Here is a 25,405-nt window from a genome sequence, read left to right on the forward strand (position 1 = left end):
GCGCCGTAGTGCGTGCCCAGCCGGATCGGCTGTGGCGATGCAGCTCTTTGCTGAATAGACCATCTCCAACCGTCAAACCGCGCGTGACACTCAATGAGCAAACTGTTGAGCGACGTCGATCAGAAGGCCGTCGTCGCCTGGCTGGCCGACGAACATCAAGCCGCTCGGTAGTCCATCGCTGCGCATGACGTTGGGTACGGACAACGCTGGCAGGCCCAAATGAGGCGCGAAGTTCACAAATAAGCCGAGACTGGTCGAAGCGTACGCTGGATCACGCTCGACCATGCTGCGCTTGTGGATGGTCGGTGCCGTCGGTAAAGCCAGCACGTCTACCTTGGACCAAGCGTCCAGCTCGATCTGCCGCACCAGTTCGGTTCTTCTATGGAGAATCCTATAGGCGTCGACCGCCTTGCAGTCGGTCGAGTTCATAAGGGCGGCCTTGACGACGGGAGAGTAAGTTCCCGCCGGATGCGCTTCGATGAATGGCCCGAGCACAGCCGCCCTCTCGGCCATCAGTTCGGGTTTGTACGTCATGTCCGAGATTTCGGCGAACGGATCGTAGTCTATCTGTTCGATCGAATAGCCCAGACCCCTGAGCCTCTCGATGCCGGCGGCGTAAACGCGTTTCGCCTCGGCGTCACCCAGAAAGTATTCGTCCTTGAGCTCGATGACACCGACGGTCGGATCTTTGAGCGACCGCGGACGGCCGCGTACCTCTTTCGCGAAAGGATCGGCTGCGTCGTACACTCCGGCCGATGACATCACCAATCGCAGATCGTCCGGGTTACGACAGAATACCGAGCATGAGTCGAGCATTCGGCCGCTAGGAACGACGCCCGAATTGCTCAATAACCCGCCCGACGGCCTGAAGCCGTAGATCCCAAGGAAGCCAGCCGGGATGCGTCCTGATCCGGCAGTGTCGGTTCCCAGCGAGAAATGCGCCGTCCTGCACGCGATGGCGACGCCGGACCCCGAGCTGGATCCACCTACGATGTGATCAGGGCTGTAGGGGTTCTGCGGGAAGCCGTAGACGGAACGCATGCCGGTCAGCCCGGTCGCGAATTGGTCGAGATTGGCCTTCGCCACAAGCATCGCGCCGGCCTCCAGCAGCCGGTCCACGACGAATGCGTTCCTGGCTGGCCGATAGGCGTATTCCGGGCATCCGGCGGTCGTTGCGTAGCCGACGACGTCGATGTTGTCCTTGACCACGAACGGCACACCGTAAAGCGGCATCTTCGAACGGATCGCGGCAGGCAACGAAGCGAGCTCGTCGGCTCGTTTGCGAAGGTCCTGCTCCGGCACGACGGTGATGAACATGGGATTGGAGGCGTTTTCCGCGCGCGCGGCCAACACGTCGTCAACGACGTCGGTGAGTTCGATCTCACCTTGCCTCAGTCGCAACGCCAGCTCGCGCACCGAGAGATCGCTCAGTTCCTGTTTCATGATCTTTCCCATGCGCATCAGTAGATGACGCCCTCGATACGTCGCTGCAATTGAAGGTAGGCGTCCGAATAACGGTCCTTCAAGGCCGGGTCGCGCGTATCTGCGTCGATCACGACGCCGGTGGGGCGGCCGCCCATAACGATGACGCGATGCCCGACGTACAGCGCTTCTTCGATGCTGTGCGTGACCATGACCATCGTCATGCCGGTCTTCTCCCACAGATCATGGAGTAGCTGCTGCATCCGACGGCGGAGGCTCACGTCCAAGGCGCTGAACGGCTCGTCGAGCAGGAGCACCCGCGGACCGGTGATGAGCGCTCGCGCGATCGCTGTGCGCTGACGCATTCCTCCCGATAATTGGTGCGGATAACGCTGGGCGGCGTCCTGCAAGCCGACCGCTTCCAGCATCTCGTCCAGCGCACCGGGACGCACCTTTTCCTTCGACATGAACTTTAGGCCGAACGCCACGTTGTTGCGCACGTTCAACCAAGGAAACAGGTTGTTCTCCTGGAAGATCATGACGATCTCCGCCGTCGGTCCCTGCTGGAATTGTCCGTCGAAGATAACGCCGCCCGTGCTTTCGCCGATGACGAAGCCGCCAAGAGCTTTGAGCAGGGTTGTCTTCCCGCAGCCCGACGGGCCAAGCAGGCACGTCACCTCTCCCTCGCGGATCTTGATCGAAAAGTCTTCGAGCGGTGCGTAGGCCGTGCCCTGACCGTCGTCGTACTTGATCGTCAGACGGTCGACCTGGAAGGCGGTCTTCGGCTGTGTGATGACCACTGGTCCGTTCATACCCGCCACCACAGCACCCGGTCGCCGATGAACTGGAGAAGGCGATCCACCACGAAGCCTGAGACACCGATCACCACCATTCCGAAGATGATCAGCTCATTGTTGAACAGATTCCGTCCCATCATGATGATGGCTCCGAGACCATCCCGCAGCCCGACCATTTCGGCGACGAGCACCGCCATCCAGGCTGCGATGAAGTTCGTCCGCAGAAGCATGAAGACACCGGGCAAGATCGCCGGCAGCGTGACCCAGATCCATCGTTGGAAGGGGCCGGCGCCGAGATTGCCCGCCACCGTCGCGAACTCCGGGGGAATCCGATGGATCTCGTTCAATGTCGCAAGCGTCAGGACGAAATAGACGCCCATAAAGACGATGAATATCGCCGTCACGTTGCTGATTCCGAAGACGACGATGGCGGTCGGTATCCAGGCTATCGGCGCGATGGGAGCGAACAGTCGGAGAATGGGACTGAGGAGCCAAGTCGCGTGGCGGGACAAGCTCAAAAGCGCGCCTGTGAGAATAGCCGCCACGAAGGCGACCGCCATCCCGAAAAACACCCTAAAGAATGTCGCGAAGAGCGACTCTTGTAGGCTGGCCGCCTGCGAGCCCAGTCCGATCTTGAAGTTGCTTTCGGCGATCGTCCGGAGAAATTTGCTCGGCGGAGGAAGCACGCTGGCGAGGGAACTTCCGCTCGCCCCCACTACCTCCCAAAGGGCCAGCAGCCCGACGATCGACGCAATGCCGAAGGCGTATGGCTGGAGCTTGCTGGCAGATCGCGATACGGTCATCGGGCGGTCCCCTGCGGATCCCAGACTAGGTACTCGAGGGGCGTCGGGTTGTAGGCGTTGGCCGGATTGTTGAGTTGCGGACAATTGGAGATCAGAACGATGACGTCCATCTCAGCCCTGAGCTCGACGTACTTGCCGGGACCGGAGATGCCGTCTTCGTAGTGCAGCGTGGTGTCCCTGACAGGCACGTTCATGAAGAAGTTGATGTTCGACACGATGTCCCGCTTGTCGATGCCCCTTCCCCACTTTCCGACGGCGAGCATGAAGTTGTCGCGGCACGCATGCATGAAGCGCTTCTCGAGTCCGTAGCGCACGGAATTGCCTTCCTGCGAGCAGCATCCTCCACCGACGGTATCGTGCCGGCCGCAGGTGTCGGCGACGATCGTCAGCATCGGGCGTCCCTCGTTCGACATGATGCGCGTTCCCATGGCGAGGTAGGCGTTTCCCTGCGCGGCCATAGTCTCGGTCAGGTCGTACCGTTCCTCCGGCTTGCGCGCGTTCAGGAACAGAGCGTCGACGGCCTGATTGCCCTCGACGTCTATGATGCGGATGATCTGCCCGGCCTTGATTTCGTGCATCCAAGGCTCGCCGGGCGCGTGAACGAAGTTGAACACCGCATCCTCCCGTCGCAGCGGGCTCTCGACAACATTGATCTTCATGACTGCTCCTTCGCCCCGGTCGGATTGCTCAAAGGTAGTATCGGTCGGTGAGGATGAATCCGCGGCCATTTTCGGCCAGTCCTATGCGGCACGGATCGTCCTTGCCGGCGGTGCCCGAACGCCAGCATTCAAGCTCCACGGCGACGGGCGCGTAGTCCGGGTTCGGATCGAAGCGGTGCTGGCACGTCGACAGGACGACGATGGCATTCATCTCGAACCGAAGGTCGACGAAGTCGCCCTTTTTGCTGTGCTCCGGCACGAAGCGGAATTCTCCGTCCCAGTTGACGGCGATCTTGCTGAAGAAGTTGATGTTCGCGACGATGTCCCGTTTCCCCATGCCCCACTTGCCCAGTTGGGTCAGGAAGCCATCGTAAGCGTTGCGATACATGTCGTTCCGATATTCCTGATACCGGTGGACACCGTACTTCTCGGCGACGTGCTCCGCCCTGCTCATCCCTCCCATCGTGTCGTGCCAAGAGCAGGTCGACTTGGCGACCGAGCAGAGCACACGCCCCATGTCGGAGTAGCAGACGAGTCCTTCCCTGACGTGGGACGTTCCCTGCTGCTTGAGCGTATCGGGCATGTTGTACCGCTCGACGCGGTCGTCGAAATTGTAGAACAGCGCCGACACGTTGGCGGTGTCACCGAGCGCGGTCATTCGCAAGGTGTTGCCGCGACGGATCAGGCCGGACCAGTGCAGGCCGCCTGGTACTGTCTCCTTCCACAGCGACAGAGCCGGGTCGTAGACCGTCGAGTGCTCGGGCACCGAAGCCCTGGCTAGAGCGGGAAGATCTTCGAAAGTGAGCATATCGGACATCTCATCGTCTCCAAATTCGGCTCGGATTTCGCTTACTGTCCGATGCCTTCGAGGATATCCAACCGGAAGATGTCCGATGCCTTCGCGTTACCCTTGATGTAGCCGAGCCTGGTAAGGTCATCGACGACACCCTGAATGACCGCCACGTCTGGCTTGAAGGAGACCGGCGCTGGCGCCGACTTAAGCGAGGCGAGCAGGACGGCGGGCGGTACCCGGAAGTAGTTTCCCTTGCTCATCAGTTCGGCGGCCTTCTCCGGCGACTTGTTGATGATGTCGGCCGCGCATTGCAGCCCCTTGAGGTAGGCGACGACGACGTCCTTGCGCTGGGCAATCGTCGTTTCCAGCACGCTCGCGACGCTGTTCGGCGTCGTCGTGGACCAGGTCTGGGCGTTCGACGTCAGGACCGTCGCGCCTTTGGTCTCGACCATGTCGGTCGTGTAAGGCTTGATGTGGCTCAGGATATCGAGTTGACCGCTACGAAAGGCCTCGACCATGCTGAGCAGGTCGTTGAAGTAGACAATATCGACATCCTTGTCCGAGATGCCCTCCTTGTCGAACGCGCGCGTGAGGATCAGTTCCAGGGTATCTCCCTGAAGCGTTCCTACCTTGAGCTTCGGCTTCTTCGACTGAACGTACGCCTTAACATCGCCGATCGAGTGCAGGCCCAGTTTTCCTTGAGCGACGACTTCCATGACGCCCCAGCCGCCTGCCGATGCAACGACGCGGATTGGAACGCCGCTGTTGGCGGCGAAGAACGGCAGGGTGAACGGGTTGATGCTGACGTCGATGACTTTGCCCGCGAGCGCGGCATTGTTGTCGCCCGGACTCGCGAAGAATACCGTCTCCACGTCCAGACCCTGATCCTTGAAGCAGCTGGATTCCTTGGCGACGAAGAGCGGCGCCAAATCGATAGCGACCAGGTGACCGACCTTGATTTTGGTAAGTGCTTGCTCGGCCCCAGCCACCGCCTGGCCGCTTAGGCACAAAAAAAGCGCCAGAAGTACGGTTAGTCGTCGCACCATTTCAAACCCCCTTCGCGTGAGATTTCGATCCTTGGATCGGGCTGCCGGCAAAATGACCGATGCCTCGGGGTCGTAAAATCTCTAATCGTCGAAGGATACTTCGATGGCGCTGAAGTGACCCTCGGCCTCTCAGCCCGTCCGAAGCAGTTGCGGTCTGGCGCCGCGTAGGCAGCCCAGAAACTCATGAAGGGTCGATCGCGAAACTACGGAATTTTCTCGAACGGCGACAGATACTTGCGTGTCGAGGAACAGAGTGTGCGGCATCAACTCGACCAATTCTCCGCGGGAGACCAAAGGGGCGGCATAGTGCTTGGGAAGGTACCCAACACAATCACCGGAGAGAATGAGGAGCGTGGCCGCTTCGATATGTCCGATGGTGCTGACCAAAGTTCTTGCATCGTATAGCGGAAACTCCTGCACGCCCACGAACGCGCGCTTGACCTTGTTAGCCAAAGGAATTGCCTTGGCGAGTTCGTGTGGATCGGAAATGCTTGAGAGCGGATGTCCCGCCTTGCACACCATGACGTCGCGTTGCAGATAGAGCGGTTCGTAGTTTATCCCAGAGATCTGGCTGTAGAAGATCCCTATCGCGAGGTCGATCTTGTTCTCCAGAAGAGCTTGGTTCAGCTCCTGCTGCTGGAATACCTCAAGAGAGATCTGTGAACTGCCCCGTTGCCTGCTCCTGAACACTGAAACGGCGTCGGTTAGCGGGCAGCAGGGGTCCGCCACGATGTTGTCCAGGAATCCGAGCCGCAACTGCCCCGAGGGCTCCCCCTTCAACTCCCCAGCCTGGAGCTCAAAGGACTGCATGGATTGGAAGAAATCGACGACCAGGCGATAGAAAACCTCGCCTTTCTCGGTCAGCTTAAAGCCGGAGCGACCTCGATGACAAACCACATATCCAAGGCGCGCTTCCAATTGAGCCATCTGCATGCTGATCGTAGAAACGCCTACGTTCAAAAACGCTTGAGCGCCTGAGAACCCCCGGGCTTCGACGACTGCCTTGAAGACCCTCAACAGCCGGATCTCGATGTCCATCATGACGCGAGGTCTCCTGCCTTGAGCTTGGTCGGGCTCCGGATGCTCCGTTTGATCTCACAAAGCAAAAGGCGGGCCAATTAGGGGGGCTTGGCTTCCGAATGCCTCCGGCACAAGATATCTTTCCTGCGCGTTGCAAGTCGAAATCACCCTACCGCCCGAACCGCCTCCGACGAGCATCGTAGGCAGGAAAGTGGGCCCTTGAGAACAAGTCGAAAACCACGGGACCAATTTTCTGAGCGTCATCTAGGAGCGGAGACCCCAATCCACGCTGATCGGCTCGATACGCAAAAGTCCGCTTTCGTCCCGCGACGACATGCGCTGATGGAGTTTGCGCGATTCCGCGTCGTCGACCACCAGATGTTCAAAAAATGCCAAACGACCTTCTGGAAGTAGATCTTTGCTTGCGAGAAGATCCTCCAGCGCATGTAGCCACGTAGTATAATAGTCGTCGGTCCCGGCCAAACAGTCCGACTTTTCGAAGCTATGAACGCGATCAACAAGCGCGGCTTGAAATTCACGCAAGGAGAACAATCCGCGCTCCGACAGTATGATCGTCATGGCGAAAGCTCGCGCCTGCCACGGCTCCCGGAATACCCTGTGTGGCTCCGACCAGTCGCCATCGATCAGCGACCTGGTTTCTTCAGCAGCTACCATCGAAAACTCCCGGATGGATCAAAGCCGCGCGACTCCAATCATCGAGTCGCGCGTCACCAACTTTGCAAGCTCATCTTCCGACAAGTCGTCAGCACCTGCGGGCCTCTCAGGCAAGACAAGGTACCGGATTTCCGAAACGCTGTCCCAGACCTGTATCTTTACATCGTCGCCCAGAGGCAGCCCGAGCTCGGAAAGGACTCGCCGCGGTTCACGTACAAGACGGGAACGATAGGCGCTCGATTTGTACCAAGCCGGCGGCAAACCTAGAATCGTCCAAGGATAGCAGGAGCACAGCGTGCAGACGATCACGTTGTGTACCGCGCTCGAGTTTTCGACGACGTGAAGATATTCCGTTTCTGGGCCGCCCAATCCTAATTCCGCACAGGCGTCCAATCCGTTGGCAAGCAGTCGCGCTTTGAAGTCAGGGTCCTTCCAGGCTTTGGCGACGACCCGCGCGCCCGCTTTAGGACCAATTCCTTCTTCATAGTAAGAGACTATCTGGTCGACGCGTGCCGAATCTACAATCCCGAGTTCGGATAGCAGGCTTTCGACCGCCTCCGTCCGGACGGCCTGCCATGGTTTGTCATGGTCATGGTCATGGTCATGATCGTGGGAATGGTGATCGTCGTGGTCATCATGATCGGTCATGGGATCAGTCCGCCTTAAGAAGGTAGTCCTCGCTCAAATCGACTTTGACTTCGACGTTCGGCTCAGCCGCATCTCCCCAAAGTTCGACCGCAGCAAAGGTGACGTTGTAGACCGCCTGCAGATTCTCTCCCACATTGTGGGCGCGAGTATCTGGCAGTACCCAGGCTTGGGCATTAACGATTGTAACGATGCCGGTCTTGTCCCGAACGAAATGAGTTAGCCGCGTATGCCCTGCCGGTTGGTGATTTTTGACCTTGACGCGATCTCCAACCTTGAATTTGGGCGTAACAGCCACGTCTTTTCGCCAAGCTCCCCATCGGATCTTCTCCTCAGGCGGTAAAGGCCAGTTTCGCGGGCTTCCCGTGACTTGGCTTGGCAACCGACCACTTTCCAGTGCGCTAACGCGATCATCGACTTCGTTAGAGAGAAGAACACCTTTTCGCGAAAGAATGCTCTCCATGGCGAAAAGCCAACGGCCATAGTATCCGTCCCTCAAGTATGAGGCGGCGTCCATCAGTTCGATCTCATGACGGTGCTCGTCGAGATTATAGATACCGGTGGTATCAAGCACCTGCGTTATCGCGTAGACCCGCCCCTCCCACCGTCCGTGGAAGACGGGCTCGTTCATCTCGATCTCCACATTGCCAAACCCGTGAAGACCGCCCATGTCGTGGATACCGTTCATCGCGTTCGCACTCCTTGCAAACTTAGAGGACCCACCGAAGCATCCGAATCTCTGGCACACCGTGCAGTCGCCGGAAGGTCCTGATGTCCTCTGCCGGCCTTCACTTTTGTAGAAATTTCATCATGTCGAGACGGAAGATGTCGGAGGCCTTGGTCGTTCCCTTCACGTATCCCAGCTTCGTGAGATCATCCACGACGCTCTGTATTGAGTCGACGTCTGGAATAAAGGAGACCGGCGCAGGTGCCGTCTTGAAAGCCTGCGTTAGGACCGCCGGCTTCACTCGGAAGTAGTTGCCCTTGGTCAGCAGTGCGACTGCCTTGTCGGGATCGGAGTTGATAATCTCCGCTGCGCAAACGAGCCCCTGCAGATAGGCTTTTACCACTTCAGGCCGGTCTTTCAGCGTCTTTTCGAGAACGCTGACGACCGTGTTTGGCGAGAACTTGGTCCATGTCTCGGCGTCCGTTGTGAGAAGCGTGGCACCCTTCTCTACTTCCATGTCGGTCGTATAGGGCTTGATGTGGCTGAGTATGTCGACCTGACCAGAGCGGAACGCCTCGACCATTGCAAGCAGATCGTTGAAATAGACCAAGTCGACAGCGGAGGAGTCGATGCCTGCCTTCGCGAAGCTTCGTGTTAGAACCAACTCAAGAGTATCGCCCTGAAGCGTTGCAATCTTGAGCTTTGGCTTTCCCGACGCCGCATAGGCTTTGATGTCGGAAATGGACTTCAAACCGAGGCCCTTCTGCGCCACAACTTCAATTACTCCCCAACCTCCGGCAGCCGAGATGACCCTTATCGGAACTCCGCTGTTCGCCGCAAAAAAAGGCAACGTGAAGGGATTGGTGCTGAAATCGATAGCCCCACCGGCGAGGGCCGCATTGTTGTCGCCGGGGTTGGCGAAGAAGACGGTCTCGACTTCTAGCCCTGACTTTTCGAAGCAACCGCTTTCTTTGGCAACAAAAAGGGGAGCCATATCGATCGCGACCAAGTGGCCGGCTTTCACTTTGGTCAGCGCTTCCGCGTGTGTTGAAACGCCGAGTCCCACGATCAAAGCAGCGACCGCACCCGCCGTTTTCTGCAATACCGCGCTCCAACGTCCAACGCTGGCCGCCCTAAGATACGACATGCATAGTTCCCCTAATTGAGTTGCCCGGTCTCGATCCGGGAAGCCGTCAACAAGGTTCCGCGTTCTCACCTAGGGTAACAGCTTCAAACCTTGATCGTTACATCGCAAAACGCGAAGTGACCGTTCGCCAAACCCACGACCGACTTTATCGGCACAGGCATGGGGCAAGCTGCCCAACTTATAAGCGCGCACTGACGTTTTTTTCCACAGTATTGGCCTACGGCCTCGCTACGTTATAGCCAGCGTGTCCATCCCCCAACTATTCGACAAGCCGCTCCGGACAGCCTTAAGCGTCCGGGCTCAAAGAACCGAAAGGCGCTCAACTTGAAGACCACGGATGTCGAGGTCCGCCAAATAAGGGTGTTTCTTGCGGTCGCGCAAAGCGGCGGGTTCTCCGCCGCGCAAGACGTTCTAAACTTGGCCCAGTCAACGATCAGCACCGAGATATCGTCGCTAGAAGCGCGCCTCGGCTACACTCTCTGCAAGCGCGGCCGGGCCGGGTTCAAGCTCACTCCGCAAGGCGAGGCATTCGTCAAGGACGCAACTGCTCTGCTCCTAGCTCTTTCAATTTTCGAGCTGAGCGTGTCGAAGCATAAGAAGCAGGGACTGGGGACGATCCGGGTCGCGATTATAGACAACCTGATAACTGATCCTCAATGTCCTTTGGTAGGAGCGCTAGAGAGATTTCATCGGCGCACCGGCGGTCGCGCCCACATAAATCTGGACGTCCTCAGCCCTGCCGACATCGAGCATGGAGTTCTGTCGGGGAAAATCGACTGCGCCATCGGCATCTTCTTTGAGAAACTACCAAACCTGAAGTACACGCCCCTATACAAAGAGCACGACCTTTTGCTTTGCGGCCGCCGAAACCCTCTGTTCGACGACAAGAGTGATGTCCGGCTCTTTTCCAAAATCCGAACGGCACCAAAGGTGGTCCGATCTTTCCTTCGGCTAAAGGACTTCTTTTTCTTAAGCGATCAACACGACAGCATCACGGCACACGTCGACAGCGTGGAGGCGGCTGCCGCCCTGATTTTAGCAGGGAGCCACATTGGCTTTCTTCCTGACCACTACGCCAAGCAATGGCTCGATCGAGAGGAAATGCGGATCTTGCTGGAGAAAAGCTACACTCGACAATCGATGATTACGCTTATCCACCACGAAGAAGCCGCCCGACAAAACCCCACCGCCGGCATTCTGATCCAGGAACTTGGAGGCAACACATCGAATACTCCGATGAAAAAATCCAGAGTCTCGAATTGAATCGAACGACAGACCGATAGAGGGTCAACCCCAGCCGGCCGGACTAATAGAAATCGAGATCACGATGCATCGTAGCGGTAGAAATAATGGTCCACATTGATGCGAGACCCTATCGATGGCCCTATCAGGGCGGCCTGAATTCGACCTCTACAGCGCTCCTGATCATCGACATGCAAAGGGACTTTTGCGAAGTTGGAGGATATGCCTCCTCCATGGGATACGACGTCAGCAACGCGAGCGAGCTTGTACCCAGGATCGTGCAGCTTCGGGCTCAATTTCGCGCCTGGGGTGGACTAGTTATCTACACGCGAGAAGGTCATCGTCCAGACCTGAGCGATCTTCCTCAGCAAAAGCTCCTCAGGTCTCGAGGCGCGGGCGGGGAAATTGGCTCTGTTGGACCACTTGGTCGATTGCTGGTTCGCGGTGAACCAGGCTGGGACATAGTGCCACAACTCGTCCCATCTCCCGGCGAGCCGACGGTCGACAAGCCTGGATACGGGGCATTTTATGCGACCGACCTGGCAAGAATCGTCGCCGCTCGCAATATCCGCCACTTGGTCATTTGCGGGGTCACAACGGACGTCTGCGTGCATTCCACCTTGCGAGAAGCTGTCGACCGAGGTCTGGAGCCGCTGCTTGTGACGGATTGTTGCGCAGCTACCGCCAAGTCCAATCACGACGCAGCAATAGAGACGATTTGCTCTGAAGGAGGCATTTTCGGCGCTGTGGCGACTTCCACTGCCGTGATTACTGCGCTCGAGGGGACGCGCCACTCTTAGCCCCCGTAGGTCCCGAAGTCGATATAAGGGGTAACAAATGCGCCCGACCGTTGAACAAAGTCGTCAGATTGAGCAATACCGCTCGCAGTACGACCAACTCAAGCTTGACGGACAGAAGAGCGCTCCCAATGCGCTTCCGGATTTGACCCCCAGAAGCCTCGCAAGGCCCGGGGACTCGGCTACAATTGTGCGCGAGATCTTACCCGGCGGTTGGTACTGGACGACGAGTCTCGCCAAAGACGAAGCGCTTCGCCTCGTCAACGTGACTGGCCGCTCTTGTGTCAGTGTTCTTGCCTGGAACAGTCGCGACTCCAGTGAACGGCTCAATCATGCAGATACCATCAAGGTTCAATGGGCAGCAAAGCTTCAGAAAGGACGCGTCATTCTGTCTGACATGGGACGCGTCCTGCTAAGCATTACGGAAGACACAAGCGGCCGGCACGATGCCATCGTCGGTGCGTCGACCGCCGGAAGCAACCGAAGTCGGTACGGTGCCTCAGTTAGATTTCGAAACACTCGCGAGAACTTTCTGTCGGCTGCAGCCAAACTCGGTCTAGAGCGGCGCGACGTTCATCCCTGCATATCGTTCTTCGCCCCAGTGGGTGTCGGAAGTAACGGCTACTTAGAATGGGATCAGAATGTTCGTCAAGCCGGCGACTTTGTCGACATTCGCGCTGAAATGGATCTGAAAATCGCGATTTCCAACTGTCCACACCCACTTGATCCATCTTCCTCATACGATCCAGGCGACGTCGAGGTCATTCGATTTCGTTCCTCGGTCGGCGCGGATGACGTCTGCCGCACTATTAGTTCGGAGAACATTCGCGCATTCGAAAATAACTCTTCGAACATATGAATTGGTGATACATGACTATCACTTTCAGCCCCATACCAAAGACTGCAAAGATTATCGTGGACACGGTCGTAGAAGCCAACTCACCGTGGTCGGCAATTATTCGCAGAGGACAGCACCTGCGGTTGATCGACAGCCACGGACAGCAAGCCGTCGATACGCTTTTTTACAACGCTGCAGACTTTTCCGAGCGCTATAGCGGGCAAGACACCGTCCGCACCCAAGGGTCTCTCTACATAGGCAAAGGGACGTCTCTTATCTCCAATAATGGGAACGTTCTCCTCCATGTTATCGAGGACACTTGCGGATCACACGATACGTGCGCTGGCGCCTGCTCTTGCGAGAGTAACACCGTGCGATTCGGTCATCACACTCGCTACTTCCACTCTTGCCGAGAGAATTTTCTGGTTGAAGGCGCCAAATACGGGCTCTCAAAGAGGGATATTGTTCCAAATCTCAATTTTTTCATGAACGTGCCCATCGATTCCGACGGCAAATGCACGGTCGTAGACGGCGTTTCCAAACCAGGCGACTACGTGGAAATGCAGGCAGAAATGGACATTCTATGCCTCGTTTCCAACTGCCCACAGGTTCTTAACCCCTGCAACGGGTTCTTTCCGACACCCATCCGAATCGTCATCTTCGAATAGACGGCTCTTGGCGCTCGCCGAGGGTCGACACGCTATCTCGAGGAGCGGCCCCCTCTCAAGGGCATGCGCCCGCTCGCGCCGATCAGTCGATCGAGAGCCGAGGGGCACGCCCCGGGTCTGACGGCACCAATATTCGAACGTGGCGCCGACTATGGAAGGCTGCAGCAGATAGTCGTGCGCCTCGCGCGCCAGGGTGTCGTCGACGGGAGTCAGCGGTCCGAAGGCACGGGCCCTGATCTGCATCCGGGCGGCCCTCTCGAGGTAGACCGACAGATAGGTCGCTTCCTCGATCGTCTTGCCGGCGGTCAGATAGCTGTGATGCGCGAGGATTGATCGCACGTTTGCTGCCGAGCGCTTTCGAGATAAGCACGCCTTCGTCGGCGGCGATCGGAACACCTGGCCACTCGCCCAGAAACGCGCAATCGTTGTGAAGCGGGGTCATGTCCATCTGCGAGATGACGAGCGGTTCGCGCGCTGCGGCAAGGGCGGAAGCCCACGGAGAATGCGTATGGATGATCGAGTGTACGTCTGGACGAGCCTCATAGACCCACAGATGGAAACGCGTTGGTTGCCGGGTTCGCCATGCCTTGTCCGGTCACGGTCTTCAGGTCAGCGTCGACCTCAATGAAGTCTTCGGGCGTCGCCTCATCGAAGCCCAAACCGAAGCGCAATGTCCAATAGCACTTTGGCCGCTCCGACCGGGCGGTGAGCTGGCCGGCCAGGCCGGCCTCCTGTCCGGTCATCGCTAAAATTCGCGCAGCGTAGGCTAGGCTGCCCTGTACGGTCCGCTCGCTTGTATGGAGATGCTGCGCCATCTCGCGGGAGGCACGCTCGTCGAAATACTTCTTGTCTCGGAGCTCTTGTTGCATGGATCGTCTCCCCTCTTTATTGGGCTGCCAAGCGACCGGATCATAAAACGGTCGAAGCCTACTCAGCCGGTCGTGCGACCGCGGCAGCGGTACCCTCTGCGAGATCGAGAGCCGCGAAGGCCTTTGGCTTTCGCAAGCGCACGTAGATCTGCGCGGCCAGAAGGGTCACGCACAGGAACAGAAAGAACGCGCTGATCGGCCGCTCGACGAAAATCATGGCGTCTCCCCGCGAGACCAGCAGCGATCGGCGGAAGTTCTCCTCCAGGCGCGGCCCCAGGACGAAGCCGAGCAGGATCGAGGCCGGGTGGAAATCGAGCAGCAGCAGCAGATAGCCGACCAGCCCGACGACGACGGTCTCGCCGACCTGGAACATGTCGTTGTTGGTCGAGTAGACGCCGATCGCGACGAAAAACAGCGCGCTCGGATAGAGGTATTTGTAGGGAATCATAAGGAGCTTCACCCACAGCCCGATCAGCGGGACGTTGAGCAGAACCAGCAGGACGTTGCCGATCCAGAAGCTCGCGATCAGGCCCCAGAAGATGTCCGGATGCTCCTTGATCAACTGGGGACCGGGCACGATGCCCTGAATCATCAGCGCGCCCAGGATCAGGGCCATGACGGCGTCACCGGGAATGCCGAGGCTCATGGTCGGAATGAAATCGCCCTGCACCGACGAATGCGTGGACGCTTCAGGACAAGCTACGCCTTCGATCATCCCCGTACCGAACTTCTCTGGCGTTTTCGAAACCTTCTTCTCGGCCGCGTATGAGATGAAGGATGCGATCGTCGGCCCCGTTCCCGGAATGAGCGAGCAGAGGCTTCCGATGATGGTTCCACGCAACATCGCCGGGATCGAGCGGCGGAGTTCATCGCGCGATGGGCGCAGATCGCGCAGACCGACGTTCGAATACCGCGTGTTCACCTCGGAATATTGGTTTACACTCTTCATAAACTCGGCGATGCCAAACAGACCGAGAGCGAGTCCGACGAGCTCGATGCCGTCGAGGAGATTCGGGATGCCGAACGTGAAGCGCTCCGTACCGGTCTCGACATCCGTGCCCACGATTCCCAGGAAGAGGCCGAGCAGCGTCATGGCGATGCCCTTGAGGGGCGAGCCTTTGGCGAGCGTCGAACCGGCAAGCAGGCCGAGAAGCATCAGTGAACAGATTTCTGTCGGACCGAACTCGAGCGCGACCTTCACCAGCACCGGAGCCAGGAAGATCATCTCCATGATGCCCCAGGAGGCGCCGACGAACGACGACAGCACCGTGATGCCGAGTGCCGCACCGCCTCGACCCTGCTTCGTCAGCGGAAACCCATCGAGGCAAGTCACCGCATGCGGTGGATGGCACGGCAGGTTAAGCAGAATCGAACAGATCGCGCCGCCGTATTGCGCTCCATAGAAGACGCCTGACAGCATCAAGATCGCGCCAACCGGCGGAATGCCGAACGTCAGCGGGAGTAGCACGGATATCGTGGCGAGAGGTCCCATTCCCGGCAGGACCCCGACCATGTTGCCGACCAGAACGCCGACGAAGCACCACATGAAATTCTGCGGCTCAAAGGCAACCCCGAAACCGTACCAGAGATCGGAAAGCGCGCTCGCGAACATCTAGAACTCCCAACGGTACAGCGGGAAAGGAACCCTCAGCACATAGGAAAAGAGGAGGCATCCGGCGACGGTGACGACCGCGGCTAGAACGGCCGAACCTCTCACCGTGGCGGTCCTGTCGCCCAGCGCGGAGACGAAGACGCACATGAAGGTGGCCGCGGCCATGCCGAAATAGACGCCGAAGAGGACGAACATCAGCGGTCCCGCGAGGATGCAGGCCCAGCCTCGCCATTCCATCGTCGCCGGCAAAATTCGCTCTCCCACTTCAAGGGGCGTCGCCAATCCGGTGACGAAGATCAACGCTCCGACGATCACCATCATGACGCCGAGCATGAACGGAAACATGCCTGGTCCCATGTGCGCGAAAGTCCCGAGCGAATAGGTCGTCGAGTTGAGACCGATTCCGGCGCCCAACAGCACCATGAGCAGCCCGGCGTAGAAATCCTTCTTTCGCAACGTGATCGGCATTCTCGACACCTCTATGCGGTTTTGGTCGCTATCACGACGAGCGCCGATGCCGGTTCGGAAGACACCTGGATCAGCTTGTGCGGGATCGTGGAATCGAACTGGATGCAATCGCCCGGATTCAAGGTTTCCTTGCGTTTTCCGATGACGAGTTCGATCCGGCCCGTAAGGATGAACAAGATCTCCTCACCTTCGTGGTGGCTCATGATGCGTCCGCGTTTCGCGGTCTTGGTCGGCCTCACGATGAAAGCGCGCATCGTGCGTTCGGGAGAGAGTCCCGCGACGAGCGACAAATGCGTGTCGACGTCGCCCGCCTTCCCGTTCTTCGCGCGGACGATCGTGATTGGATCGTTGTCGTCCGGCTGACCGTAGAAATGGTCCAAGGTCGTTCCGAGGGCTTCGGCGATCTTGATCGCGGAGCCTATGGATGGAGAGGATAGCCCGCGTTCCAGCTTGGAAAGATAGCTGCGGGTCAGACCGGAATCGGCCGCAAGCTGCTCCAGCGTCATGCCGCTCTGCACGCGGAGGAATTTGAGGTTGAGTGTCATTGTGCCCGGATCTTTCCGAAATTATTGCCTGCATCGATCTCGCACCAAACCACCGACAATTCAAACCGTAGAGAGCGTTCTCCGCCCGATCACAGATCCAGCACCAGTCTCTGTCCCGCGCAGTCGCCCACGCAGACAATGAGTTCATTCTGCCGCTCGGCAGGCGACAGCACGCGATCGCGATGGATAGGCGGCCCCTCGCTCCAGCGCGTGCGGCAGGCACCGCAGATGCCGCCGCCGCAGGACACGGGTACGTCGATGCCGAGCGCGTCCAGCGTCCCGAGTAGCCCCACATCCGGTGTGACGGTCGCCAGCTTCTTGCTCGCCGACAGATAGAGTTCGTACGGCGGCACATCGCTTCTGGCGGAGACCTTCGGCGGCGTGAACATCTCGATGTGCGTTCGCTCTTCCGGCCAGGCCGAAACGGCATCTTCGAAGGCCTTGAGCATTGGGTCGGGGCCGCAGCATGCCGCCAGACCGGCGCCCGTGAACTCCCCGACGATCGCGGCGATCATGGGCTTGGCCTGCCTAGTCGTATCGTAAAGGCGGACGCGGCCCGCTTCGATCGCAGGCACGATCATGTCGGGCAGGACGGGCTGCCCGCGGCTGGTCCAATGCAGCACGTAGTTCGAGCGCCCTCGACGCTCGAGATGCCGGATCGCGGAGATGAACGGCGTCACGCCGATGCCTCCGGCGACGAACACGTTCGTTCCCTCCGGATCCAGCGCGATCCCGCCGCGCGGCAGCGAGACGGAAAGCGGCTGTCCGGCCTCCACGCGTTCGTGCAGGAAATTGGAGCCGCCGCGCCCCTCGCGTTCCCGCTTCACCGCGATCACGTAGCGGCGATCGTCATCCGGCTCGTTGCAAAGCGAGTAGGTCCGGACGAGACCCGGCCCAAGATGGACGTCGATATGCGCCCCGGGCCGAAAGGGGGGCAGTTCCCAATCGTCCTGGTCGACCAGCGTGAAGCGCTTGGTATCGTTGCCGAGATCCTCGACCTTCGAGACGACGGTGGAGACCGTCTTGATCGCCTTCGCCATCTAGATCGGCCTCACGGCATCGCCGATGCGCAGAGTGCCCCCGGCGATGATCTTGCAGTTCAGCCCCGACCGGTTGATGAGCGGGTCGAAGACCGACTTGCCGAGTATCTCTTCGATGTGCCGGCACGGCGTCGACAGACGGGTCGCCTCTACGACCGTCTCTCCCAGCCGGAAGCGGCGGCCGACGAGATGATTCAGCGGGACGCCCTCTACGGTCACGTTGCGGCGGTGTTCCTCGGACAGTAACTCGATCTTGTGGTCGCGCCGCAGGGCCTCGATCGTCTCCATCTCGAACAGGGTGACCTGCCGTCCTTCTTCCGGCTTATGCGAGTAGAAGCCGGTTTCGTGGCCGACGAAATAGCGATCGCCCTCGATCCCGCGTCCGGCGACGAACTCGAGCGAAGGAAACGAGCGCATCGGCAAGAAGGCGCGCGGGGTCTTGTGCAGGAAGCGCACGACGCCTTGCCAGGACATCGCGACCTCGGACTTCTCGATAGCGATCGCATCCATCTTGATTCTCCTAGGCTTTAGTTCGAAGTATCTCTGCGTGAGGCGGCGAGCGATTTTTCGAGTGTCTGACGCACGTCCGATCGCACCTCGATGACCACCGGTCCCTCGGCCGTCATGGCCTCTGCGATCGTCGACGGAGCGCTCTCCGTGTCCTCGACGATGAATCCCTTCGCGCCGAAGGCACGCGCCAAGGCGGCGAAGTCGGGATTAGAGAGGTCAGTGCCGTAGGGACGATCTGGAAAGGCACGCTCCTGGTGCGATCGGATCGTCCCGTAAGATCGGTTGTTGGATATGACGATCTTGAGGTTCGCCTGCCTAGCGACGGCCGTCGCCAGTTCGTTGCCCGTCATCAGGAAGCCGCCGTCTCCGCAGAAGGCCACCACCTGCCGCCCCGGAAAGCGAAGGCTCGCGGCAAGCCCGGACGGGACGCCGCTGCCCATCGCACCACAAGCCGAGCCGAGCAGTCGAGCGGTCGGCCCGAGGCTGAAGATGCGATGAACCCATCCGGCGAAGTTGCCGGAGTCCGTCGTGACGATGCCATCGGGCTTGAAATGCGTGGCGATTGCAGCCACGGCGTGACCGAAGACGTCCGCGGACGGTACGCCGAAACGTGGCCAGCCGTGCGTCGCCAGCCGCACCGCGGCTGCTGCTCGGAGCCACTCTGTACGGTCCGGCGAAGCCGCGGAGACGGTGAGCAAGGCAGACACGAACGCATGCGATCCTGAAACGACCGCGACGTCGGCCATCACGCGCTTTCCGATCGCATCTGGATCCGGATAGACGTGGACAAGCGGCTGCCGCGGCTCGGCGTGTCTCGGAAACGCAAAGCCGAGCGAGGAGAGGTCGCCCAGACGAGTTCCGACGGCAACGACTAGGTCGGCTCGCTCGAGCAGTTTTGCATGAGGTTGAGAGGGGAAGAACCCGAACTGACCGGCCCACAGCGGGTGAGCGTTCGGAAATTGGTCCTGCATCTTGTTCATGGTGACGACCGGCACGTTCCACTTCTCGGAGAACGCCACCAGATCTTCGCGGAACGATGCTGTCCGGCATTCTCCGCCGACCAGCAAGATCGGCCGTTCCGCCGCCGTCAACGCCGCGGCCGCCTTTTCGATGGCCGCGCTGCCCGGCTCAGGACACGCTAGTCCGTTGGCCCTGACGGCATGGCCCTCTGCGGCTTCCTCAAGGAGATCCTCAGGCAGTTCGACGGCGACCGGGCCGGGCGTCCCTGCACAGGCGACAGCGAACGCGCGCGCCATCATCTCGGGAACGAGATCCGTCGAGTTAAGACGCACGGACCACTTCAGAACGCCGTCGAACGAGCGGCCACAATCGATCTCTTGCACGGCGTCCCGTGCGAGGTTCGGACGGTCGACCTGGCCGACGAGCATCACCAGCGGGATCGCCTCCTGCGCGGCCACATGCAGTCCAAGCGCGGCGTTGAAGGCGCCGGGGCCACGGCTCGCCATCACGACGCCGGCGCGACCGGTAAGCTTCGCATCGGCGACGGCCGCGAGACTCGCGCTTCCTTCATGCCGGCAGGTCACCAGGTCGAAATCGCTGCGGTCCCGCAGCGCGTCCAGCAGCGCCAGAAAACTCTCACCCGGAACACTAAAGGCGCGGTCGATCCCATGGGCGACGAGACTGTCCGCGACCAGTTCGGCGACGCGATAGGTCATGCGACGCTCCCCTCCTGCCTGATGGTCCGGACCTCACCGGCGACGTGAAGCGGCGCCTCGGTCCGATCGCGCAACCCCTCGATCGTCAGGCCGTCGAGCAGCGCCCGAACCATCAGCCCTTCCCCGGTCACGTCGATGATCGCGAGGCTGGTGAAGATCCGGGTCACAACTCTGCGCGCAGTGAGCGGGTACCCGCATCGCTCAACGATGCGAGAACGACCATCCTTCGTGGCATGGTCCATCATCACCCAGATCGACTTCGCACCCACGGCCAGATCGATTGCTCCGCCGATGCCGGGCGGAAAGCCGTTGTCGCCAGTCGTCCAGTTGGCCAAGTCGCCTTCCTTGGAGACCTGAAACGCGCCGAGCACAGCGACGTCGAGATGCCCGCCCCGCATCATCGCGAAGGAGAGGCTCGAGTCGAAATAGGAGCCGCCGGTCCGGAGCGAGATCGGCATCTTCCCGGCGTTGATGAGATCCCAGTCCTCCTGGCCGGCTGCCGGCTTGGGACCCACGTTGAGAATGCCGTTCTCGCTGTGAAGGATCACGCCGGAGCCCGCCGGCAGATAGTCGGCCACGTGCGTCGGGGCGCCGATACCGAGATTGACGAAGCCCTCTTCCGGCAGATGAAGCGCAACCATGCGCGCCAGCGCGTCGCGTGACAGCGGGATCATCGGGAGCTCCTTGCGAAAACGCGGTCGACGAAGATGCAGGGCGTGACGATGGTTTCCGGGTCCAGATCGCCGGCCTCGACCACGCGGTCGACCTCCACGGCGACCGTCCGGCCTGCCGTCGCCATGACCGCGCAGTGATTGCGCGCCGTTTTGTTGTAGGTGACGTTGCCGAGCGTGTCGGCGAGGTGCCCCTTGACGAAAGCGAAATCCGCGCGAAGCGGGAGCTCGAGAATGAACTCGCGTCCCTCGACGACGATCTTCTCCTTGCCCTCCGCGAACACCGTTCCCAGGCCGACGGGAGACAGGAAGCCACCGAGACCGGCGCCGCCCGCCCGTATGCGTTCGACCAGCGTCCCCTGCGGAACGAGCTCGAGTTCGACGGTGCCGGCACGATATTGTTCGGCGAATTGCTTGGCGCTGCGGGGATAGGAGCAGACGATCTTCCGAACGATCCTGGCCTCAAACCACAGCGACAGATCGTCCTCCGTGGAACCGGCATTGTTCGATATCAGCGTCAAATCGCGAACACCCCTGTCGAGGACCGCCTTGACCACTCCGAGCGGAAGACCCGCTCCGCCAAATCCGCCCATCATGACGGTGTCGCCGTCCTTGATGCCTTCCACGGCCGCCGCCGCGTTCTCAACCACTACATTGCGCATCGGTTCGTCCGCCGTTTGCTACGGGATTGACTTGGGGTATGTCGTCGATAGGCCGCGACCGACCCGGTCGAGCAGCATCTCGTTAGTGCCGTCGGCGTAGGCCGCCATCCGGACCTCGGCGAAATGCATGTTCAGGCGGTGGGCTGCGCTGGCACCGGTCGCGCCCACGATCCGGACACACTGGTCGATTCCCCAGAGCGCGGTGTCGACGGCGAACTTTTTGGCTTGCGCGGCGAGCGCGACCGGATTTCCTCCGGTCTGTATCTGTTCGGCGGCTCGGAAGACGAGGGCGTTGGCGGCCTCGAGCCGCACCGACACCTCGGCGAGTTCCCAGCGCAGGCCCTGATGCCCGGTCAGCGACTTTCCGAAGGCCTGCCGGCTTTCGCAATAGTCGACCGCCTCGCACAGTGCCGCATGCAGGGTCGCGACACACATGGCGGCTACGTGGATGCGGGCCGCGTTGACGGATTTCATCGATGCCTTGAGCGCGGCCCCCGGCGCAGCGACAAGACACCACTCGGGAATGAAGTGAGCATCGAAGGCCACCTCGGCCAGGCGGAATGAACGCGCTCCGGGAACGACGATCTCGCTCCGCTTGACCGTATCGGCCTCGCCGAACGGCACGTAGAAGCTGGCGATGTCCCCCTCCCCCGCCCCATCGCTCACGCGAGCCAGGACGATCAAGCCGCCGACCAGCAAGCCGCTGGTCATCCAGGCCTTGGTGCCTGTCAGCGCCCAACCGCCGTCAACTGGAACTGCTGTGGTCGTGAGGGCGGAGACGTCGCTGCCGCCCACAGGCTCGGTCATGGCTGTCGTGAAAAGAAGCTCCCCGCGCAGCGCGGGCTGCAGCATTCGCCCGATCTGGGTCGGCGTACCCGTCTGGGAAAGGCGCGTCACTCCGCCTTGATGGTGGTTCATACAGAACGCCGCCGCGAACCCTCGACGCGCCATCTCCTGCGCGACACGGATCTTGCAGAGAAACGACGCTTCCAGGCCGCCGTGAGCGCGCTTGGCCTGAAGCCCCAGCATGCCGAGCGCCGCCCACTCGGCGATCCACTTTTCCGGAAACGGCTCTTCCGCCATGTGCGAGGCGAAGACGCTGTCGGAAAAGGCGCCGGCGCAGAACGCCCGCGCCTTCGCCACATGATCCCGCTCGTCGGCGGACAGATGAGCGTCGTACTGGTGAAAGAAGTCCATTGCTGTTCCTTCGGCGAACTACTTCTGCAAGGGCGCCCCGATATCCTTGGCCCACTTGCTCCAGTAAGCCTCTTCCTTTCCGACGTCGGCCGTAAAGCTCTCCACCGTCGAACCGGTGATCAAGGTGGCACCGATCGTGTCCAGTTGCTTCAGGAATTCAGGATCGCTCGAAGCCTTGTCGAGTGCCGCACCGACCTTGGCGACGACGTCGGCGGGAAGGCCCGGCGGCCCGGCAATCCCGAACCACGGGGAGATATCGATAGGCTTGCCGCCCGCCTGTTCGATCGTCGGCAGATCTGGAAAGGCCGGCGACCGTTCAGCCGATGTCACCGCGAGCGCCTTGAGCGTGCCGGCCTTGACCTGCTGACCGATCGTGGCCTCGGTGAAGAAGCCCACCTGCAAAATCCCCGACATGCAATCGACGATCGGTTGATTGCCGCCAGAATAGTTGATGAACGACATTTTCGTGTCGTACGCCATATCGAACAGCGTGCCGCCGATGTGGGACGTCGCCCCGAACGTACCGCCGAAGTTCACTTCCCCCGGATGCGCCTTCAGATAGGCGACGAGCTCCGGGACGCTGGACACGGGAAAACTCGGATTCACGACGAGTAAATTCCGCTGCTTCGCAACCTTCCGAATGTAGGTGAAGCCCTTCTGCTGATCATAGCGCACAGACGCATAGAGCGCCTTGGCGCGAGTATTCGAGGACTCCACCGCGACGAGAAGCGTGTACCCGTCGGGCTTCGCGCGGGAAACGTTTGACGCGGCGATCATTCCGCCGGCGCCGCCGTTGTTCTCGTTGATGACGGTCTGGTTCAACTCCTTCGAGAGAAGTCGACCGATCACGCGACCAATGATGTCCGTCGGGCCTCCGGGCGGGAAACCGACGACCAGCTTGATCGTAGTGGAGGGATAGGCATCGGCCGCATTGGCCGGATCGGCGATATGCCCGACGCAAACAACAGCCGCGCCGGCGACGATGGACGCGGCTTTTCGGAACAAGCGAAACATGCAGCACCTCTCTCGAAGAACGGCCAACCTTCAAGCCAAGGACACTTTGTGTCAAGTGTGAAACTAGCGTGACGCGACGCGGAACCGCAAAATGACTCGGCAGAGGCTGCAGAAAAAGCTCTCAGTTGCAGAATTTTATGGCATTTATGGCGCAATATCGACTTCCCCGGGCGCCACGGCATGTCAGTTCCGGCTTGCTCCAAATCGGCTTTTGTGTTCTAGACGATCGGTCTACTGAGGACACAAATGGCAAAATCTCCGGATAATCGCCGCCAACCGACCGAGGCGGTCCAACATGACATCGGATACGCGCCGACACGCGACGTTCTGATTCGTTGCGGGATGGAAGTGATGACCCAACAGGGATTTGCTGCCACGGGCCTGGACGCGTTGCTGCGCCGCGCCACCGTGCCAAAGGGCTCGTTCTACCATTACTTCGAGAGCAAGGCCGAGTACGGCCGCGAGATCATGAAGGAGTACGATTCCTTCTTCCGGCACAAGCTGGACCGCGCCCTGAACGATGAAAGGCTCGCGCCGTTGGCGCGCATGCGAGCCTTCGTCGAAGATGCCAAGACCGGTATGGCAAAATACGGCTACACGCGCGGCTGCCTCGTCGGGAATCTCAGCCAGGAAGTCGAGTCGCTACCCGACGACTACAGGTCCGCTTTGGACGGAATCATCGAGGGCTGGCAGCAGAAGGTGGCGCATTGTTTGGAACTCGCGCGCGACGCTGGCGAGATCGGAGATGCCGCGGACTGCGATGCCTTGGCCGAGTTTTTTTGGATCGGCTGGGAGGGAGCGGTGATGCGGGCGCGCCTCGTCAAGAACGGCGTCCCGCTCGATACCTTCATTCTCGGCTTCCTCGCCGGTCTTCCGCGGCCTGATGGCACGAAGTCACGGTCCAAAAGAAACGTGAGATAGGAGTTCAAGTTGTTCAAAGCCGTATTGATCGAAAAGGACGAGCGAGGATACCGCGCCGGCGTGGCCGAGTTGACCGAAGCACGCCTTCCAGAAGGAAACGTGACCGTCGACGTCGAATACAGCACGCTGAATTACAAGGATGGCCTTGCGATCACCGGAAAGGGTCCAATCGTGAGATCCTTCCCGCTGGTGCCGGGGATCGACTTCGCGGGCCTGGTCTCGTCGAGTTCCGACCCGAGCTTCTCGCCGGGAGACCGGGTGGTTCTCAACGGCTGGGGCGTTGGCGAACAACATTGGGGCGGCCTGGCCCAGCGGGCCAAGGTCAAGGCCGATTGGCTGATCAAGCTGCCGGCTTTGATGCCTTCCCGACGCGCGATGATCATCGGCACCGCGGGCTACACGGCAATGCTGTCGGTCATGGCACTCGAAAAGTATGGCATCCGTCCCGGCGGGGGCGATGTGCTGGTGACCGGTGCCGGCGGAGGCGTCGGCAGCATCGCGATCATGCTCCTTCATAGACTCGGTTTTCGCGTCGTCGCTTCGACCGGACGACCGGACGAAGAGCCGTATCTCAAGAGCCTAGGCGCGACCGAAATCATCGACCGATCCCAATTGTCCCAGCCGGGCAAGCCGCTGCAAAAGGAACGTTGGATCGCCGCGATCGATTCTGTTGGCAGCCATACCCTCGTCAACGTGTGCGCCGGAATCAAAGCGGACGGAGCCGTCGCAGCGTGTGGCATGGCTCAAGGGTTGGATTTTCCGGCGAGCGTCGCTCCCTTCATTCTGCGAGGAGTTGCACTGTTCGGCATCAACAGCGTAACGCGCCCGAAGGCCGAACGAGTCGAGGCTTGGGATCGTCTTGCCTCCTTGCTCACCGAAGCCGATCTCGAGAGGACCGCGGTCGAAATCGGCCTGAACGACGTCGTCACCACCGCTGACCGTCTCATGAGTGGCCAGGTGCGCGGGCGCACGGTCGTCAACGTCAATAAGTGAATTCGACC

29 protein-coding genes are annotated in these 25,405 nt (G+C 60.1%); 6 read left to right on the top strand and 23 right to left on the bottom strand.

What is annotated here, in order from left to right; genetic code table 11:
- Positions 1-90 precede the first annotated feature (90 nt).
- The 11 genes from IVA75_RS09705 to IVA75_RS09755 all read right to left on the bottom strand — a co-directional run bounded on the left by IVA75_RS09705 (position 91) and on the right by IVA75_RS09755 (position 9,674).
- Entirely contained in the window at positions 91-1,443 is a 1,353-nt protein-coding gene (locus IVA75_RS09705) for an amidase family protein (RefSeq protein WP_247284821.1), read from the bottom strand.
- A 17-nt stretch (positions 1,444-1,460) separates the two neighbouring features.
- The gene (locus IVA75_RS09710) at positions 1,461-2,234 is read right to left on the bottom strand and encodes an ABC transporter ATP-binding protein (RefSeq protein WP_247284822.1); all 774 of its coding nucleotides are present in this window, start codon (positions 2,232-2,234) and stop codon (positions 1,461-1,463) included.
- Positions 2,231-3,022, bottom strand: coding sequence for an ABC transporter permease subunit (locus IVA75_RS09715; RefSeq protein WP_247284823.1), 792 nt, complete (start codon positions 3,020-3,022; stop codon positions 2,231-2,233). Before IVA75_RS09715 ends, IVA75_RS09710 begins: the two co-directional genes overlap by 4 nt.
- Positions 3,019-3,681: an urea amidolyase associated protein UAAP2 gene (locus IVA75_RS09720; RefSeq protein WP_247284824.1), complete on the bottom strand. Its 663-nt coding sequence runs from the start codon at positions 3,679-3,681 to the stop codon at positions 3,019-3,021. The genes IVA75_RS09715 and IVA75_RS09720 overlap by 4 nt, the downstream gene beginning before the upstream one ends.
- A 28-nt stretch (positions 3,682-3,709) precedes the next feature.
- On the bottom strand, positions 3,710-4,498 hold the full coding sequence (locus IVA75_RS09725; protein WP_247284825.1) for an urea amidolyase associated protein UAAP1: 789 nt from the start codon (positions 4,496-4,498) through the stop codon (positions 3,710-3,712).
- 32 nt (positions 4,499-4,530) lie between these two features.
- A complete protein-coding gene (locus tag IVA75_RS09730) occupies positions 4,531-5,520 on the bottom strand; it encodes an ABC transporter substrate-binding protein (RefSeq protein WP_247285441.1) in 990 nt (329 codons plus the stop codon).
- Positions 5,521-5,649: 129 nt separating this feature from the next.
- Entirely contained in the window at positions 5,650-6,561 is a 912-nt protein-coding gene (locus tag IVA75_RS09735; protein WP_247284826.1) for a LysR family transcriptional regulator, read from the bottom strand.
- Positions 6,562-6,804: 243 nt separating this feature from the next.
- Positions 6,805-7,215, bottom strand: a complete 411-nt coding sequence (locus tag IVA75_RS09740) for a nitrile hydratase accessory protein (protein ID WP_247284827.1) — start codon at positions 7,213-7,215, stop codon at positions 6,805-6,807.
- 18 nt (positions 7,216-7,233) lie between these two features.
- Positions 7,234-7,863, bottom strand: a complete 630-nt coding sequence (nthA, locus tag IVA75_RS09745) for a nitrile hydratase subunit alpha (RefSeq protein WP_247284828.1) — start codon at positions 7,861-7,863, stop codon at positions 7,234-7,236.
- A gap of 4 nt (positions 7,864-7,867) precedes the next feature.
- Positions 7,868-8,548: a nitrile hydratase subunit beta gene (nthB, locus tag IVA75_RS09750; RefSeq protein WP_247284829.1), complete on the bottom strand. Its 681-nt coding sequence runs from the start codon at positions 8,546-8,548 to the stop codon at positions 7,868-7,870.
- Between the two features lie 100 nt (positions 8,549-8,648).
- Positions 8,649-9,674 carry an ABC transporter substrate-binding protein gene (locus IVA75_RS09755; RefSeq protein WP_247284830.1) on the bottom strand — a complete coding sequence of 342 codons (1,026 nt, stop codon included), beginning with the start codon at positions 9,672-9,674 and terminating at the stop codon, positions 8,649-8,651.
- 324 nt (positions 9,675-9,998) lie between these two features.
- Here IVA75_RS09755 and IVA75_RS09760 point away from each other — a divergent pair, with 324 nt between their 5' ends.
- The 4 genes from IVA75_RS09760 to IVA75_RS09775 all read left to right on the top strand — a co-directional run bounded on the left by IVA75_RS09760 (position 9,999) and on the right by IVA75_RS09775 (position 13,219).
- The gene (locus tag IVA75_RS09760; RefSeq protein ID WP_247284831.1) at positions 9,999-10,937 is read left to right on the top strand and encodes a LysR family transcriptional regulator; all 939 of its coding nucleotides are present in this window, start codon (positions 9,999-10,001) and stop codon (positions 10,935-10,937) included.
- An 86-nt stretch (positions 10,938-11,023) separates the two neighbouring features.
- A complete protein-coding gene (locus IVA75_RS09765) occupies positions 11,024-11,716 on the top strand; it encodes an isochorismatase family cysteine hydrolase (RefSeq protein ID WP_247284832.1) in 693 nt (230 codons plus the stop codon).
- A gap of 37 nt (positions 11,717-11,753) precedes the next feature.
- Positions 11,754-12,572 carry an urea amidolyase associated protein UAAP1 gene (locus tag IVA75_RS09770; RefSeq protein ID WP_247284833.1) on the top strand — a complete coding sequence of 273 codons (819 nt, stop codon included), beginning with the start codon at positions 11,754-11,756 and terminating at the stop codon, positions 12,570-12,572.
- Between the two features lie 11 nt (positions 12,573-12,583).
- Positions 12,584-13,219 (top strand): urea amidolyase associated protein UAAP2, encoded by a 636-nt coding sequence (locus IVA75_RS09775; protein WP_247284834.1) that lies wholly within the window; start codon positions 12,584-12,586, stop codon positions 13,217-13,219.
- 82 nt (positions 13,220-13,301) lie between these two features.
- Here the strand turns inward: IVA75_RS09775 and IVA75_RS40350 are convergent, their stop codons facing one another.
- From IVA75_RS40350 to IVA75_RS09830, 12 genes are all read right to left on the bottom strand, one after another.
- Positions 13,302-13,772: a class II aldolase/adducin family protein gene (locus IVA75_RS40350; protein WP_346658422.1), complete on the bottom strand. Its 471-nt coding sequence runs from the start codon at positions 13,770-13,772 to the stop codon at positions 13,302-13,304.
- Positions 13,759-14,088, bottom strand: coding sequence for a class II aldolase/adducin family protein (locus tag IVA75_RS40065; RefSeq protein ID WP_253075315.1), 330 nt, complete (start codon positions 14,086-14,088; stop codon positions 13,759-13,761). The genes IVA75_RS40350 and IVA75_RS40065 overlap by 14 nt, the downstream gene beginning before the upstream one ends.
- Before the next feature lie 58 nt (positions 14,089-14,146).
- Positions 14,147-15,700, bottom strand: a complete 1,554-nt coding sequence (locus tag IVA75_RS09785) for a tripartite tricarboxylate transporter permease (protein ID WP_247284835.1) — start codon at positions 15,698-15,700, stop codon at positions 14,147-14,149.
- The gene (locus IVA75_RS09790) at positions 15,701-16,168 is read right to left on the bottom strand and encodes a tripartite tricarboxylate transporter TctB family protein (protein WP_247284836.1); all 468 of its coding nucleotides are present in this window, start codon (positions 16,166-16,168) and stop codon (positions 15,701-15,703) included.
- 11 nt (positions 16,169-16,179) lie between these two features.
- Complete coding sequence (locus tag IVA75_RS09795; RefSeq protein ID WP_247284837.1) at positions 16,180-16,713, bottom strand: XRE family transcriptional regulator; 534 nt, start codon at positions 16,711-16,713, stop codon at positions 16,180-16,182.
- Between the two features lie 89 nt (positions 16,714-16,802).
- Positions 16,803-17,753, bottom strand: a complete 951-nt coding sequence (locus tag IVA75_RS09800; RefSeq protein ID WP_247284838.1) for a PDR/VanB family oxidoreductase — start codon at positions 17,751-17,753, stop codon at positions 16,803-16,805.
- The gene (locus IVA75_RS09805) at positions 17,754-18,263 is read right to left on the bottom strand and encodes an MOSC domain-containing protein (RefSeq protein ID WP_247284839.1); all 510 of its coding nucleotides are present in this window, start codon (positions 18,261-18,263) and stop codon (positions 17,754-17,756) included.
- A gap of 17 nt (positions 18,264-18,280) precedes the next feature.
- Complete coding sequence (locus tag IVA75_RS09810; RefSeq protein WP_247284840.1) at positions 18,281-19,939, bottom strand: thiamine pyrophosphate-dependent enzyme; 1,659 nt, start codon at positions 19,937-19,939, stop codon at positions 18,281-18,283.
- Positions 19,936-20,613 carry a 3-oxoacid CoA-transferase subunit B gene (locus tag IVA75_RS09815; RefSeq protein WP_247284841.1) on the bottom strand — a complete coding sequence of 226 codons (678 nt, stop codon included), beginning with the start codon at positions 20,611-20,613 and terminating at the stop codon, positions 19,936-19,938. The genes IVA75_RS09810 and IVA75_RS09815 overlap by 4 nt, the downstream gene beginning before the upstream one ends.
- Positions 20,610-21,272, bottom strand: a complete 663-nt coding sequence (locus tag IVA75_RS09820; protein ID WP_247284843.1) for a 3-oxoacid CoA-transferase subunit A — start codon at positions 21,270-21,272, stop codon at positions 20,610-20,612. The genes IVA75_RS09815 and IVA75_RS09820 overlap by 4 nt, the downstream gene beginning before the upstream one ends.
- An 18-nt stretch (positions 21,273-21,290) precedes the next feature.
- Positions 21,291-22,469: an acyl-CoA dehydrogenase family protein gene (locus IVA75_RS09825; protein ID WP_247284844.1), complete on the bottom strand. Its 1,179-nt coding sequence runs from the start codon at positions 22,467-22,469 to the stop codon at positions 21,291-21,293.
- Positions 22,470-22,487: 18 nt separating this feature from the next.
- Positions 22,488-23,483 (bottom strand): tripartite tricarboxylate transporter substrate binding protein, encoded by a 996-nt coding sequence (locus IVA75_RS09830; protein ID WP_247284845.1) that lies wholly within the window; start codon positions 23,481-23,483, stop codon positions 22,488-22,490.
- A 246-nt stretch (positions 23,484-23,729) separates the two neighbouring features.
- Here IVA75_RS09830 and IVA75_RS09835 point away from each other — a divergent pair, with 246 nt between their 5' ends.
- Both IVA75_RS09835 and IVA75_RS09840 read left to right on the top strand, forming a co-directional pair.
- Complete coding sequence (locus tag IVA75_RS09835) at positions 23,730-24,404, top strand: TetR/AcrR family transcriptional regulator (protein WP_247284846.1); 675 nt, start codon at positions 23,730-23,732, stop codon at positions 24,402-24,404.
- A gap of 9 nt (positions 24,405-24,413) precedes the next feature.
- The gene (locus IVA75_RS09840; protein ID WP_247284847.1) at positions 24,414-25,397 is read left to right on the top strand and encodes an MDR family oxidoreductase; all 984 of its coding nucleotides are present in this window, start codon (positions 24,414-24,416) and stop codon (positions 25,395-25,397) included.
- Positions 25,398-25,405: the final 8 nt, after the last annotated feature.

Source organism: Bradyrhizobium sp. 134 (assembly GCF_023074155.1).
In the GTDB taxonomy this organism is placed as follows: domain Bacteria; phylum Pseudomonadota; class Alphaproteobacteria; order Rhizobiales; family Xanthobacteraceae; genus Bradyrhizobium.

Bases quoted from the DNA above. Each gene is read 5' to 3' on its own strand.
- IVA75_RS09810 (WP_247284840.1), bottom strand. From the start codon at position 19,939: ATGACCTATCGCGTCGCCGAACTGGTCGCGGACAGTCTCGTCGCCCAT.
- nthB (WP_247284829.1), bottom strand. From the start codon at position 8,548: ATGAACGGTATCCACGACATGGGCGGTCTTCACGGGTTTGGCAATGTG.
- IVA75_RS09800 (WP_247284838.1), bottom strand. From the start codon at position 17,753: ATGGCGAAGGCGATCAAGACGGTCTCCACCGTCGTCTCGAAGGTCGAG.
- IVA75_RS09755 (WP_247284830.1), bottom strand. From the start codon at position 9,674: ATGTCGTATCTTAGGGCGGCCAGCGTTGGACGTTGGAGCGCGGTATTG.
- IVA75_RS09815 (WP_247284841.1), bottom strand. From the start codon at position 20,613: ATGATCCCGCTGTCACGCGACGCGCTGGCGCGCATGGTTGCGCTTCAT.
- IVA75_RS09730 (WP_247285441.1), bottom strand. From the start codon at position 5,520: ATGGTGCGACGACTAACCGTACTTCTGGCGCTTTTTTTGTGCCTAAGC.
- IVA75_RS09835 (WP_247284846.1), top strand. From the start codon at position 23,730: ATGGCAAAATCTCCGGATAATCGCCGCCAACCGACCGAGGCGGTCCAA.
- IVA75_RS09740 (WP_247284827.1), bottom strand. From the start codon at position 7,215: ATGGTAGCTGCTGAAGAAACCAGGTCGCTGATCGATGGCGACTGGTCG.
- IVA75_RS09720 (WP_247284824.1), bottom strand. From the start codon at position 3,681: ATGAAGATCAATGTTGTCGAGAGCCCGCTGCGACGGGAGGATGCGGTG.
- nthA (WP_247284828.1), bottom strand. From the start codon at position 7,863: ATGACCGATCATGATGACCACGACGATCACCATTCCCACGATCATGAC.
- IVA75_RS09790 (WP_247284836.1), bottom strand. From the start codon at position 16,168: ATGCCGATCACGTTGCGAAAGAAGGATTTCTACGCCGGGCTGCTCATG.
- IVA75_RS09805 (WP_247284839.1), bottom strand. From the start codon at position 18,263: ATGGATGCGATCGCTATCGAGAAGTCCGAGGTCGCGATGTCCTGGCAA.
- IVA75_RS09765 (WP_247284832.1), top strand. From the start codon at position 11,024: ATGGTCCACATTGATGCGAGACCCTATCGATGGCCCTATCAGGGCGGC.
- IVA75_RS09735 (WP_247284826.1), bottom strand. From the start codon at position 6,561: ATGATGGACATCGAGATCCGGCTGTTGAGGGTCTTCAAGGCAGTCGTC.
- IVA75_RS09785 (WP_247284835.1), bottom strand. From the start codon at position 15,700: ATGTTCGCGAGCGCGCTTTCCGATCTCTGGTACGGTTTCGGGGTTGCC.
- IVA75_RS09725 (WP_247284825.1), bottom strand. From the start codon at position 4,498: ATGTCCGATATGCTCACTTTCGAAGATCTTCCCGCTCTAGCCAGGGCT.
- IVA75_RS40065 (WP_253075315.1), bottom strand. From the start codon at position 14,088: ATGCAACAAGAGCTCCGAGACAAGAAGTATTTCGACGAGCGTGCCTCC.
- IVA75_RS09710 (WP_247284822.1), bottom strand. From the start codon at position 2,234: ATGAACGGACCAGTGGTCATCACACAGCCGAAGACCGCCTTCCAGGTC.
- IVA75_RS09715 (WP_247284823.1), bottom strand. From the start codon at position 3,022: ATGACCGTATCGCGATCTGCCAGCAAGCTCCAGCCATACGCCTTCGGC.
- IVA75_RS09705 (WP_247284821.1), bottom strand. From the start codon at position 1,443: ATGAAACAGGAACTGAGCGATCTCTCGGTGCGCGAGCTGGCGTTGCGA.
- IVA75_RS09770 (WP_247284833.1), top strand. From the start codon at position 11,754: ATGCGCCCGACCGTTGAACAAAGTCGTCAGATTGAGCAATACCGCTCG.
- IVA75_RS09795 (WP_247284837.1), bottom strand. From the start codon at position 16,713: ATGACACTCAACCTCAAATTCCTCCGCGTGCAGAGCGGCATGACGCTG.
- IVA75_RS09775 (WP_247284834.1), top strand. From the start codon at position 12,584: ATGACTATCACTTTCAGCCCCATACCAAAGACTGCAAAGATTATCGTG.
- IVA75_RS09820 (WP_247284843.1), bottom strand. From the start codon at position 21,272: ATGCGCAATGTAGTGGTTGAGAACGCGGCGGCGGCCGTGGAAGGCATC.
- IVA75_RS09830 (WP_247284845.1), bottom strand. From the start codon at position 23,483: ATGTTTCGCTTGTTCCGAAAAGCCGCGTCCATCGTCGCCGGCGCGGCT.
- IVA75_RS09825 (WP_247284844.1), bottom strand. From the start codon at position 22,469: ATGGACTTCTTTCACCAGTACGACGCTCATCTGTCCGCCGACGAGCGG.